This window comes from Ruegeria sp. CJ2 (genome assembly GCF_056536745.1).
Genome location: NZ_JBQFQF010000016.1, coordinates 23,377 through 36,254, shown reverse-complemented (window position 1 = coordinate 36,254; position 12,878 = coordinate 23,377). Strand labels below are relative to the sequence as shown.

Here is a 12,878-nt window from a genome sequence, read left to right as displayed (position 1 = left end):
AACTGACCTGCATATGGTTCAGAAGGGGCGTTCAGTTAGGAGGGCCGAATATCTGGTTGTGAGAGACTGAACGGCGAAAGCGGCGATAGGGGAGCGCATGAGGGTTTGGCTATTTAGGATAATTGGGCTTGTTGCACTTCTCGCATTCGCAGCAATTGCGTTTGTTTGGTTGTTGCTTGCTGCTCCGATGTTCTCGGACATGCGGCGCGACCTTGTGGAAAGAGTTCTTTCGGAACAAATTGGTCGTCCACTTCTAGTCAACGATGACGTAAGCGTCGCGCTTGGCCGCATTAGCCACATCTACGTCGGAGGGGTGGTCATCCCGAGCCTGACGATGCCGGAGTCACCCCTTGTAGAATTGAACCGGTTGGAATTGGAGTTGGATATTGTCGCTTTGACCAACGGACGTCTGCATTTTGACAATCTCGTCGTGGAAGCGCTCCAAGCAAATATTCTTACAGCCGAAAACGGCACCACAAGCTGGCGAAAAGACAGGCCAACACCCAAACCAGTGTCCGAGGAAACTGTATCAGCGGATGGTCCAAAAGACGTCGCGAGCGCTGATAATACCAATGAGAACGACACAGAAGGCAGCGGAATCCTGAACTTCCTGAGCGACAAGAACGTCAGTTTCAGGTCAATCGGGTTAAACATCGACGACAAGGTCTCGGGCTTCTCGTTTGTGTTTGACCTTCAGTCACTCGCGCTCGAACAAGTAGACAATGGGCAAAGATCAAAGGTCTCTGGTTTCGGCTCCGTCAACGGTCAGGGTTTCGAAATCGAAGGCGACTACCCTCACGGCGCGCCATTTACGACGCGGGCCAGTTTTGGAGAAATGACCGTGAGCTACGATGGTGAGCCCTTCTCGGCAGACGAAGGGGGTGGCTATCGAGCTGTATTGGAGATGGACACCGGAGAATTCGGTGATTTTCTAGATGTCATCGGGCTGGAGCGCGTTCTGGAAGGCAATGGTCAGTTGCAAGCAGAACTCGTGTCTCAGGACGCTCTGAAGATCGAGGCGTTTACAACCACAGTAAGCCTGGAAGATGGGCAGAAACTCGAAGCCGAAGGTTCAATAGATGACCTCTATACCGCTCAAGGTGTCGATCTGCTTTTCAACGCGCGGCTTCATCCCGAAGGACAGCCGCCGCCAGCAGCGAAAAGTATCCAGGAACTCAAATTCACTGGCTTTGAAATGCATATGGTCGGATCGCTGGCTTCCTTCGAATTCGAGAAGTTGCTGTTCCAAACCAATGCATTTGACCAGGGGCTGGACGTCATCGGCCCAGCCTCAATCGAAAGCATTCGCCGCATGCCAGACGGCCGGCTCGCCATGCTGGGCATAGCGCTGCAAGCCGGTCCAACTGAAGAACCTGTCCTGAAAGCCGAAGGTGAAATCCTCGATCTGCTTCAGCTTCAGGACGTAACATTCGATGGTGTGCTGAACGGACCCGCCAAGTTGATTTTGCCTAACCTAGATGAAGACTATGTTGACCAATTCGGCGGCATCAAAGCCGATTTCAACATATCCAATGCGGGCGGGCCGGTTTCACTCAACAGGTTTAACGCGACTGCTTACGACACCGTTCTCTGGGCGCTTGATCTCGCACTATCTGTCAACGAGCTCAAAGGGCTTGCCGGTCTCGATTTCGACGTGAAATTGGACGTCGACGACAGCGCCGAGTTTCTAACCGCAGTGAATCTGCAACCTGTCGAGATCGGATCACTGGCTATCGATGCTGAAACCTCCAAACAGGGCGAGGACTTTGATGCCGCAATCCAGTTCGAAGCAGGGTCCTCGCATCTTCTTGCGGCTTTGGACGCAAATTTCCCCGAGGGCGCTACTGTTGTTCGGGGCAACATCACGAGCGAAGGGCTCGATCTGAACGACCTTAAGAACCTGGCTGCCGTGTTGGACCAACTGAAAAGCTTGGTCGGCGAGACCACGAAGGAACCTGAAGCCGAAGTTCAACCTTTGGTTTTACCGAAGGAGACAGACGTCCAGCCCTTGGTATTGCCAAAGGAAAAAGGGAAACCTGCCGATCTTCTGGATGTGCAGCGCGTGCTGCGAGAAGCTGACGTTGAGGTACAGATCGAATTCAAAGAGATTGTGGGCCAGCAAGGAGTAACGTCTGTTTCAAGTCAATTGTCTGCCAAAGACGGAACTGTGGATTTCGGACCTCTTCAGATGGCTTATGGCGGTGGAAACTTCAGCTTGCGGGCGGTCATGGATCTGATTGACTCTCCTGATTGGCTTTCATTGTCGGGATCGACCTCGGGATGGGAATTCGGCGAAATCTTGGATGAGCTGGGAATCGGAATTGATGCCTATGGACGTTTGAGCGGTGAGTTCAACGTTTCTGGCAGTACCGCCTCGGGCAAGGCCTTCATCAATTCCATGCGCGGCAACGCGTCTTTGTCGATGTCGCAGGGCTACATCAGTACCAGTTTGCTGGAGTTAGCCGGGCTGGGCATTTTCCCCTGGCTGTTTTCAGAGGAGTTCAGACAAGGCTACACCGACATCACTTGCGTGGTTGCCCCGGTTGATATCCAAGCCGGGCGGGTCAATTCAAACTCCATCGTCATCGAAACAGGATCGGTTCAATTGGTTGCAAGAGGGCAAGTGGATTGGCTGAACGATACGATAGCAATAAGAGCGGAGCCGCGGCGCGTTGGCAAACCCCTATCCCGAAGCGCTTGGCCTTTTGATGTGACGGGCCCGCTTTCGTCACCAAAGTTTAAGCTGGATGTGGGCGGGTCGAGAAACAAGGCCCCTGAAGGCGCTGATGCTATGCCTGCCGACAGGCAACCCTGTGTGCCGGACATCAATCAATTGCAATAATACTTAATTCTTCAGTGGTTCCGGCTGTTCGGCCTGACACGTCAGGACGGCCTCAATTGCTTTGGCAGACCCGCTGAGGTCGAGTTCCACCTCGGCCCCACTTTCACCTATAATCGTAACGCTTTGGCGTTTTCCAAACTCGGTTACAAAAGCCGGGTTGTCGAAAAAGGCGTAACCACCGGGCACGCCATTCTTGAAGACACCCACCGCTTCGCCTTCGAATCTCGCATCACCAAAATCGAACTGTACGACCCCGGTCGCCCCGTCCTCGATTTGAACCCAGGCCGGATTAAAAGCAGCAAAAAAGCCGCCGGCCTGATTGGGTGCTGCGCCGATTTCAACGGTCATGTCATTTTCAAAGGGCTTCCACGCGAGACAGCCGTTGCCCTTTTCGGGATCAATCAGGATTGTCCAGTCCCCGGATTCACCCCACCGCTCCATCCCGGCGGCCCACACCGCGCCGGTGGAGATCAATGCCATTGCTGTCAGCGCCAACTTGCTCATTCAAAGCCCCGCATAGTCTGTAGGTGCGCGCATAACGCTGCATTCCTTTCATTGATTTTATTCAGAAAATCTGGGCGTCTTCGCCCATAATTTTGCACAGCATTTGCGCATAAGTTTGCACGATTTACCCAAAAGTTTGCACGGTTCACTATACGCGCTCAATTTTCGATTGTCGCAGCGTGGCTCGGTCAACTTGAACGCACTAAATCTCAACCATAAGTGCATTAGCCGTGGAAGAATTCGATCCAAAACCGAACAGCACAACTCAATTGCGAGGTTAGGCGCATTTCGACGGTTTCCTTGTCGGCCTCCTGACAATTCGTCGTGGTTGATGCCACAAAATAGAAGATCGGCCCCGCCCAGTAGGAAAGGCCGTCCAAGTTCGCCTAATCGGCGACAATCTCTACACCGAAGGGCTTCGCGTTTTCGCAAATAACTTCCCAGACAGTCTCGGCCCATGTGACAGGGACATAGATTTCGAACGCATTTTGCCCCATGCATTGGGTGAGCACGCCCACCTGATGGATACCGGTTTGCAAAAACCGCCCTTCAGAAAACGCAGCCTCTGTCACGTCAATCGCTATCAGTTGCGAAAGAACGTCACGAGCCTGAGTCCCCGATAGCAAAATCGCCGTCCGAGCGTGTGAAAGATCAAGCGTTGCAAGATCAGCGGACATGTGGCCAGACAAATCCCCGGCATTTTCGATGAGGATTTTGTCGGGCGCAATTCGCCATGCGGTCCTGCCTTTCGCTTTCCGCGCAAGGGAGTAACTTCCAAGTCCGCCCAGACCAAGATCCGAAAGGATCTCGATGGCCGCCGCTTCAAAATCCCCCCACCCAGCGACCTGCCAGAGATCACGCACAGGACGTTCGCCCAGCGTAATGCCGGTCTCGCCCTGTGCGCCGAAGCGGCCAGCTTGAAGCTTGGTGTTGAGGGGGGAACAAAGCTCAAGCATTTTGCCGCTCTCCTTTTGGGTCATAGAAATGGTGCGACACTACCTTTGCAGTCAGTGTCTCATTGCCGACGAAGTTCACCACGCGGACAGTTTCACCTTTCCGGGATGAGCCGTTTTTCAACAGGGCAAGGGCGATGTTCTTTCCCAGAGCGGGCGAGTAGGTGGTGGAAGAAACCCACCCATCGCCATGCCCCTTTGTCTCCCCCGTCTCCGGAAAGAGAATGGAACCGGATTTAGCACCTGTAGCACCGTCGATTTCTAGACCAACCAGGGTTGGACGTTCCGGATCTTCCAAGACTGGCCGCTTCCGCAAGATTGAACCAACAAAGGGTTTCTTGGAGGAGGCAAACGCCTCGAGGCCGAGATCCTTCATCGTTGTCCGGCCTTCAAGTTCCGGCCCGGCAACGTGTCCTTTTTCGATCCTGAGCGCGCTCATGGATTCCGTGCCGTAAGGCTTGATCCGATACTTCTGACCTTGTTCGTGAAGAGTTTCCCAAACTGCGCGCGCATAACCCGACGGGATATACACCTCATAAGCCAGCTCTCCAGAGTACGACATCCGATGAATACGTACCTCAACGCCATCAAGCTTGGCATAAGTAAAGTGATTGTTGGGCAGAGCTTCACGGCTCAGATCAGCACCCTTGAAGACATTCGACAACAAATCACGGGATTTCGGACCTGCCACAGCGATTGCTGCCCATTGATCCGTTACTGTGGTCACATGGACTTTCAGGTCTCTCCAGGCGGTTTGTAGAAGATGTTCAGAGAAAGCCAGAACCTTTGCGGCATTCGCCGTCGTGGTCGACATGAAGTAATCATGTTCACCCAAACGCGCGGTGGCCCCGTCGTCCATGACGAAACCGTCTTCACGCAACATCACACCATACCGCAAGCGTCCGACCTGCAACGTTTTCCAACCGTTGACATACATCCGGTTCAAGAATTCGGCTGCGTCGGGGCCTTGAACGGCGATTTTTCCGAGGGTCGAGACATCAACCATGCCAACATTCTCGCGCACATGAGTTGCTTCGCTAATATAGGCCTCGTCGAGACCTTCGCCTGCCTCCGCGTAGTACCAAGGCCGCATCCAGGCCCCGGCTTCGGTCATCTTGGCGCCATTCTCGACATGCCAGTGGTGTATTGGCGAAAGCCGCGTTGGTTGGAAATGCTTTCCATGTTCGTGGCCAACCAAAGAGGCCATTGAGATTGGCGTGAATGGGGGTCGGAAGGTCGTTGTTCCGACTTCCGGTATTTTCATACCCCGAAGCTCTGACATACGCGCCAGCGCATTGACGTTAGAAAGCTTGCCCTGGTCGGTCGCCATCCCCGTCGTTGTGTACCGTTTCAGGTGTTCAACCGATACATAGCCTTCGAGGTGGGCCTGATCGATGTCGCTGATTTTGACGTCATGCTGGAAGTCGACAAAGGCTTTGCCCTGACATTTTCCATTGGCGCCGACTACTGCCCAGATCGGTTCGATGCCCCTTTGCCAGTAAGCGCCAGTCAAGAAGTGATCAGGGCACGCACCGCATTCTTTTGCGTGGCCTGTGGCCTGTGCAGCTTTTACGCCCTGATCAAATCCCTGCTCGATTGTCTCGGACAATGAGGTTGCAGCCATCGCCGTGCCTGCTGCCTGCATTTGTGGTTCTCTTCCGAAACCGGAACAAAACATGCAGCCTCTTCATTGTAGACCGGCTTGCCGAAGATATGACTCCAGAGGTGAACCGCCGGAGACCATCCGCCCGATGTTGCGATCAGATCTGCTGGTATGGTTTTCGGCGCACCCGATGCCTGCCCCGATGCATCAATTGGAACTACAACTGCGGACGCAACGCGCGACTTTCCACGTGCCTCCAAAACCGCGCGGCCAATCAAAATTGAAACCCCCGCGTCGGTTGCCTCTTGGGTCAGGCTGGAGGGCACAGAAGTCCGCATTTCGGCGAGAGTTTCGGTTGCGCCAGCCCGCGCCAACTCCGCAGCAGTTTCGTATGCACTGTCATTATTCGTGCAGACGACAACGTACTCTCCGGGCAAAATGGCGAACCGGTTTAGGTAGGTTCTGGCGGCATTGGCCAGCATCACACCAGGTTTATCATTGCCGCCAAAAACCAGTGGACGTTCGATAGCGCCGGTTGCCAGAATCGAGCGCTCGGCGTGCACCATCCAATAGCGTTGACGAACTTGATGGTTTTCGGGGGCCTTCAGGTGATCCGAAACCCGCTCGACCAGGCCATAGACATCCCCGTCATAAGCGCCAAAAGCGGTCGTTCGCGTGAGAATTCGGACGTTTTCCATGGATTGAAGCTCTGTTAAGACAGATTCCACCCACGCCTCTTCTTCCCCGCCGACCGGTTCACTCAGAACCGCGCCACCCAGCTCAAAGTCTTGTTCCGCGAGGATGACCTTTGCTCCAGATCTACCAGCTGCCAAAGCTGCGGACAGGCCAGCGACACCGCCGCCAATCACCAATACGTCACAGAATGCGTTGCGTTTTTCGTAGTGATCGGGATCTTCGAGATAGGTGCCACGGCCCATTCCGGCCGCTTTCCGGATGAACGTCTCGCACATCATCCAGAACTTGGTGCTGTTTTTGAACGGGCCAATGAAGGTTTTATAGTAAAAGCCAGCACTCAAAAATGGCGAGAAGAGGCCGTTGAGCCTCCCCAACTGAACTGGTCCACCGTTATGTTTAGGAAACGGAGGACCACGAATGGCAAACAAGAGACCGAAGCCCGAAGAGATTGTCTCGAAGTTACGGCAGGTTGAAGTTTTGATGGGGCAAGGCATGTCCCGACTTGATGCGATCAGGCAGATCGGCGTTGTTGAGCAAACCTATTACCGCTGGCGGAAGAAGTACGGTGGAATGGGTGTTGATCAATTGAAGGAACTGAAACGGCTTCTGAAAGATATGCTCGACCGAAGTCCGCACTGCTCAGGACGTAAGAATGTTGATCTGCGTCTTTGTCTGCAAGCCGCCCGTGCAGGTAGGTTATGCCTTCAACAGCACCTCCAAACGCAAGATCAGGGAAAGCAGGAGCCGCAAAAGTCGGAGAATCACCACCTAGTTCGAACAAAAGATCGAAATTGGTGGTGACGATCTGTGGTTCACCGTTTGGACTTGTTGAGATACGTTTTATGACGTCGTGGTGATGGCCGACTTGATCATTTCCCGATGAAGCTTGAAGGCGTTCAGCTACAAGGGCATTCACTTCGCCTCGTCCGTACTCCAGATGGAGCAGATTGAAAATTTGATCCAGCGGCATGTTTATTCCAGTCGGATCATCAATCCAAGGTTGGAACGCCCGCATGATTTCTGAATCTTTAGGTGGGTCAAAGTAGTCAATGACATATTGCGTCAATCCGATGAAACTCGGCATTCCGGATGGAAGTGAAACGCCAGCACCGCAGAGAAACACAACTCTACCTGCATCACAGCGTTCGAGCAGAACGTCAGGAATAATTGGACCGTTTGCATGAAATCTCATTAGTCACCAATCCGCGTTCGGGTCATCCAACCAACGTCAGCCAAGCCACCTTTTGAGAACTCCTGAAACTGCCTAAGTTCCCATTTCTCGATGATTGTTGAGTTAATGTGCTTCACGAGGTTCTTGATTTGAACGTTTCTGGGTTTGCTCCTTGTATTGGCAACACGTCGCATCAGTTCTTCTTGAACGCTGCGCCACCAAAGTCCCTCTTTGTCCAAGAGCGCAGGGCGGTGTTCGTATCTGTCCTTCAGGCTACCCACCACGAGCCGTTCTTCTTGGCGTGACAATTTGAACCAAGTATCAACGAAGGCTCCGGCATCGATGGTCGCAAGAATAGGAATGTCCAAGTAACGTTGTTCTGACGGGTGATTTGTTACCTTCAGGTTTCCAATGAACTGTATCCAGTCATCCGTCAGAAAACCCAAAAGCTCCTTACCTGCATCATCCCTTAACCAAGCTTGATGCCATTCTTCGACTTTTTCGACCAGATAATTAAGGACCTCCTTGAATTCAGCACCTTCACGCCCGATGAACCCAAGCCCATCATACGAATCCAATTGGTTACCAAACCTTTCAACGACGCCTCGACAACGCTCGTACGTTAAAGCGGGGATGAACTGCCCATCGATGTAAGATTTCATTGTTTTGACCGTTTTGGGTACGGTTTGGTCAATTAGCTGATATTCTGCCAGCATTAGAGAAACGCCGACCACGTGAAGGAACTCACCGACTTCAACATAGCCACCGCATCCCAAATTAGATTGCATATCTTCGACATCAGACCAGAACCCTGGCTCTGATCCATCAGAGAAGTCCCATTCATAGAAGTGCCAAAGCCTCTTCCAAGACGGCCAGGAACCAACACCAGCAACTTCATCCGCTTGGGCTAGTTCTGCATTCAATCTAGCCGCATCTACGACCCCAGAGGTAAGAATCGCAATCCACTGCTGAACAGTGATGACGGTTCTTATTCCGTTATGCTGCTCGTATTTGTTGAAGATACGTTTTTTGGGGGGTTGGCTCTTTGTCTTTATCAAATGAGAACTCATAGACATGGCGAACTTCATCTTTGCCCTCGTCATATTGCCCCAACAAATCCAAGGGTGTTAGAGACGCTGATTCATCAGCGAGATCGAGTTTGAACTCTATGAAGAAGATAAAGAACTGAACGATAAGATTCCGAACTAACTCGTCGTTCTTACGATAGTCTTCGTTCATACGCTCAAGTACAGTAGCCAACTGCCAAACGAACTGACGCAAAGCTCGAAGGTTGTGGAAACCAGACTTGTTGTAGAGTTCACGGATGTCCTGTTCATAATATTCAAGCAGCCCACGAACGTCGGACTGTCCGATTTCCCCGACGAACGACGCTAATGCGCTGTCGGGGTCGCTTTCCAAAAAAAATGAATGCCCGACTATCTTTTCTCTAAATGCAATAAAGTGATCATCTTTCAAACCATCTGTATTCGCTAAAAGAATTACACGAGTATCACCATGCTCTACGAATCGATTCACAACGCCCAATAGTTCCGACATGGGGATTTGGCAGCGTTCTAAATCATCCAGAACCAAAAGTGCTCCGTCCATGTTCGTCGATGATTGTTCCAGTTGCGAAGTCACCGCATCAACGATTTTGTTCAGGTTTGCTGTACCCCCAAAAATGCCTCCTGATCCAAGTGTAAGTGCACCGCTGAAGATAGATCCAGCAAGGCCCGCCCCCTTGTGTAGTGTTTTCGTGAGAGAACCGGCACTTGCATAAAAGAGGTTGGTCTCCAATGACTGGACGTCGGGGATACCAAACACCGAAAGGTAGATGGGTTTGCGGTCTGTGAACGACTCTTCTTCTAACAACTGCAATACAAAATGAGTTTTCCCGCAGCCCCAACGCCCTTCGACCAAAACCGCAAAGTGGGGTTTCGATTCAGTGTTTGCCCAATTTCCAAGAAATTTCTTTACCTCGGCCCTATCAATGCCCATTCGCAAAATACTCGCCACTAAATTGAATGAACAGTTTATGGCAGGTGCAGACGGTCACGTCGATCCTTGTTCACCAGACGTAACCCCAAACAATCGTTTTTGACCTGCACGCTGTGCTCAGCAATGAATCAGAGTACTAGCTGTGACAAGAACTCCCCGGCAAATCGTTGACAAGTTTGCAGTTATTTTGCGCAAACCAGTAGGTAGCTTGAGCAGACACTTCAATGACTGCTTTCCTGAAGCTGCGCGGTAGCTTGATACGCCTGAACGTACGGCGGCTCCGGGCCGGTCAGGTTAGGCAGGCGAAACTTTGAACGGAGACTTTGCGAAGTCTGCTTTCTGCGCGTCGCAGACCTTCGCGAGAATCCAAGCAAAAAGGCCGCATGGAACCCAAGGTTCCTTAGGGAGGCCCTTTGCGGGATTGAGCAACGCAAAGGACCATAACAGCAACGACTACGCCAAAAACTGATTGAATTCACCGCTAGGGCAGACAATCGCGCAGCGCAAAACTATGGGCAAACTACGCAAACTTATGGGGTGCGCGAAGTGTTATGCGCAAACCTACATAGTTGTAGGGGCGCGCATAACGCTGCATTCCTATCATTGATTCTGTTCAGAAAATCTGGGTGTCGTCGCCCATAATTTTGCGCAGCATTTGCGCATAACTTTGCACGATTCGCCCATAAGTTTGCGCGGTTCACCATACACGCTCAATTGGTGATTGTCGTAGCGTGAATCTATCAGCTTAAACTCACCGAAACTCAATCTAAAGTGCATTCTTATTGGGGCAAATCAATCCTTAGTCGAGTCGACTTTGTAGTCGCTGAGCTGGTAATTTAGCAACCATATCTCTACCTGTTGCAAAGTCATAAGCCTCCGGACTTGGCCCATCTTTTCTCAACCGAAGAAGTCTTTCCTTTCCTTCAATCAGGCTCGGAATATGTCCGGCCTGGATCGGCCAGATAACATAGCTTGGCTCATCAAAATGCTCAAACCACTCCATCCGTCGGTCAAGAAACTGACCGTGGATAGTCCTGTGAACAAAATGCTCCAAGTCTGCAAAGCTCTGCCAAGTCGATAGCGTCGCCAGTGCGACGTGTGGCCGACCAAACAATGCACCCGTGTCGTTCTCCGGGAGATCGTAGCCCTCTCCTTGAAGGCGCCAGATAAAACCTTCGGATCGATCTGCGACAGCGTTCAGACGATCCGAGTTGTCCTCGAACCCTGCAATACGGGGATCGCCTGGAGGGTGTAGCAAGTACCCCATGTTCATTTGTGCAATATGTTTCACAAAACAACTCCACCGCTAAAATTGGCTTCAACAGTCACCAGCAGCTCTTACTATGTCCAGTGATTTTAATCTGTGGCCTACAAACCGACACGCAGAAACAACGCCGACGCTGTTCGCTCAATGCATCCTCTGCGGTTTGTTCGTTTGTCAAACAGCGGCCCAAAACGAACCTTTTCAACCAGTCTTTGCAATTTTCGATAAGCGGGCAAAACGTGTGTTCGCTGCGGCTGAGCGAATGTCTGCATTGGCTGATGGAATCTATTTCGATTCAGTTATTCGAAACATCAACTTGCTTCTGTCCGAAAGGCGCTGCTTAGGACAGTTTGACTAACTGTCTAAGTCCAACGCCTTCATCAATTCGAAGACTTGGCTACGCATCCAAGCCGCCATCGGGGCGTTGTCGGAACGCTTGTGCCAGATGCCGATGATCAACGCTGGTTCAATGTGCATCGGAGGTTCGAACACCTTCAGTTCGAATGTCTTGGCCACTTTCCTTGCGAGCTGAGCGGGTACAAGCGCGATGAGGTCGCTTTCGCTAACCGCGCGGCAAACGCCACTGAAGACGGGCACTGTCATAGCAACTTGTCGCTGCTTTCCGACGCGGTTTAGGGCAGCATCGCCCATCGCGGCCAAGTTCCCTTCGGGGGAGAACAAGACATGGTGGAGCGCACAGAACGTATCCATGTGCATTTGTGTCCCTTCCTGAAGCCCCTCAAGCTTTGGATTTCCCTTGCGAGCTATCACGTGGAACGGCGAATGGAAAAGCGGCTCCCGATTGACCCAGTCCGGCAGGAGCAAATCCGGGATCAGCGCAATGTCAGCGTTGCGTCGCTCAAGACTGGCCACATAGTCATTCGGAACCAGATCAACCAGCTGCGCTCGTAGATTGGGCGCTGACTTTTGCAGGCGATCACCCAAAGGTGGCATCAGGAGTTCCGCGAAAAAATCGCTGGCGGCGATCCGGAAAGTGCCTTCAGCGGTTAGCGGATCAAAGGTAGCTGGCGGAGCTAGCAAAGCCTCAAGACGTTCGAGTTCTTCGCGCAAACCGGATTCAATCCTCGCTGCATAATCAGTCGCAACCAAACGGTTTCCCTGCCGGACAAAAAGGGGGTCGTCCAAGGCATGACGAAGACGTGACAATGCACCAGAGACTGCGGATTGCGACATGGCGAGCTTGTCGGCCGCCTTGACGGTTGAGCCTTCGCTAAAGAGGGCGTCCAGCACGCGCAAAAGGTTGAGGTCCAGTGTAGCGAAATTCACCTAGCCGATATCCTATATTAGATATTGCGGTTTGCCTGATAGGTTGGCCTTCGGATAGGATTCTGTCAACGGAAGCGCTTTCGTTTCAATCCAATGCAAATGGAGAGAAGCGATGAAGGACCTGGCCCAAATCGACGGAGCCATCGAATGGCTCGGCGTAAAATACAAAACCATCCTCGGCTCAGAACAGACGGGTGGCACTATGTCTATTGTGGACAGCTGGTCCCCTGCGGGTAGCGGCCCTCCACGCCACGTGCATCAAAACGAAGACGAAACCTTCGTAGTTCTCACCGGAACATGCAGGTTCTGGCTAGAAGGCGAGGAGTTCACCGCCGGGGCCGGCGAAAGCGTATTCATCCCACGAGGCAAGGAACATACCTTCAAGGTGACAGACGACGAACCTTGCCGCCATCTCGTGATCCTGACGCCCGGCGGATTCGAAGGCTTCTTTGCCGACATGGCAGCCGGTCAGTGCCGTATTCCCGAGGACATGCCTACTATCGAAGAGAGCGCCAAGCGGCACAACATGACCTTCACTGGCCCACCATTGGATTGATACC

At 52.3% G+C, this 12,878-nt stretch carries 10 protein-coding genes and 1 pseudogene; 3 read left to right on the top strand and 8 right to left on the bottom strand.

Going from position 1 to position 12,878, the window contains the following annotated elements:
* Window positions 1-97 precede the first annotated feature (97 nt).
* Entirely contained in the window at window positions 98-2,842 is a 2,745-nt protein-coding gene (locus tag ACR0MS_RS18570) for an AsmA family protein (RefSeq protein WP_480577133.1), read from the top strand.
* Between the two features lie 3 nt (window positions 2,843-2,845).
* Here ACR0MS_RS18570 and ACR0MS_RS18565 read toward each other — a convergent pair whose 3' ends face one another.
* The 4 genes from ACR0MS_RS18565 to ACR0MS_RS18550 form a co-directional block, all read right to left on the bottom strand.
* The gene (locus tag ACR0MS_RS18565; RefSeq protein ID WP_480577131.1) at window positions 2,846-3,346 is read right to left on the bottom strand and encodes a hypothetical protein; all 501 of its coding nucleotides are present in this window, start codon (window positions 3,344-3,346) and stop codon (window positions 2,846-2,848) included.
* Window positions 3,347-3,732: 386 nt separating this feature from the next.
* On the bottom strand, window positions 3,733-4,302 hold the full coding sequence (locus ACR0MS_RS18560) for a sarcosine oxidase subunit gamma (protein ID WP_480577128.1): 570 nt from the start codon (window positions 4,300-4,302) through the stop codon (window positions 3,733-3,735).
* On the bottom strand, window positions 4,295-5,944 hold the full coding sequence (locus ACR0MS_RS18555) for a glycine cleavage T C-terminal barrel domain-containing protein (protein WP_480577125.1): 1,650 nt from the start codon (window positions 5,942-5,944) through the stop codon (window positions 4,295-4,297). The genes ACR0MS_RS18560 and ACR0MS_RS18555 overlap by 8 nt, the downstream gene beginning before the upstream one ends.
* Entirely contained in the window at window positions 5,869-6,840 is a 972-nt protein-coding gene (locus tag ACR0MS_RS18550; protein ID WP_480577122.1) for an FAD-dependent oxidoreductase, read from the bottom strand. Before ACR0MS_RS18550 ends, ACR0MS_RS18555 begins: the two co-directional genes overlap by 76 nt.
* Before the next feature lie 175 nt (window positions 6,841-7,015).
* On the opposite strand from ACR0MS_RS18550, the pseudogene ACR0MS_RS18545 reads away from it, so the two are divergent.
* Window positions 7,016-7,226, top strand: a pseudogene (locus ACR0MS_RS18545) (transposase); the annotation flags it as partial.
* 563 nt (window positions 7,227-7,789) lie between these two features.
* On the opposite strand, the gene ACR0MS_RS18540 reads toward ACR0MS_RS18545, so the two are convergent.
* The 4 genes from ACR0MS_RS18540 to ACR0MS_RS18525 form a co-directional block, all read right to left on the bottom strand.
* The gene (locus ACR0MS_RS18540) at window positions 7,790-8,857 is read right to left on the bottom strand and encodes a hypothetical protein (protein ID WP_480577119.1); all 1,068 of its coding nucleotides are present in this window, start codon (window positions 8,855-8,857) and stop codon (window positions 7,790-7,792) included.
* Window positions 8,766-9,767, bottom strand: a complete 1,002-nt coding sequence (locus ACR0MS_RS18535; RefSeq protein WP_480577117.1) for a P-loop NTPase fold protein — start codon at window positions 9,765-9,767, stop codon at window positions 8,766-8,768. Before ACR0MS_RS18535 ends, ACR0MS_RS18540 begins: the two co-directional genes overlap by 92 nt.
* Window positions 9,768-10,566: 799 nt before the next feature.
* Entirely contained in the window at window positions 10,567-11,058 is a 492-nt protein-coding gene (locus ACR0MS_RS18530; protein ID WP_480577114.1) for a DUF3291 domain-containing protein, read from the bottom strand.
* A gap of 327 nt (window positions 11,059-11,385) precedes the next feature.
* A complete protein-coding gene (locus ACR0MS_RS18525) occupies window positions 11,386-12,318 on the bottom strand; it encodes a LysR family transcriptional regulator (RefSeq protein WP_170803331.1) in 933 nt (310 codons plus the stop codon).
* A gap of 112 nt (window positions 12,319-12,430) precedes the next feature.
* Here ACR0MS_RS18525 and ACR0MS_RS18520 point away from each other — a divergent pair, with 112 nt between their 5' ends.
* Entirely contained in the window at window positions 12,431-12,874 is a 444-nt protein-coding gene (locus ACR0MS_RS18520; RefSeq protein ID WP_480577110.1) for a cupin domain-containing protein, read from the top strand.
* The last annotated feature ends 4 nt before the right edge of the window (window positions 12,875-12,878 follow it).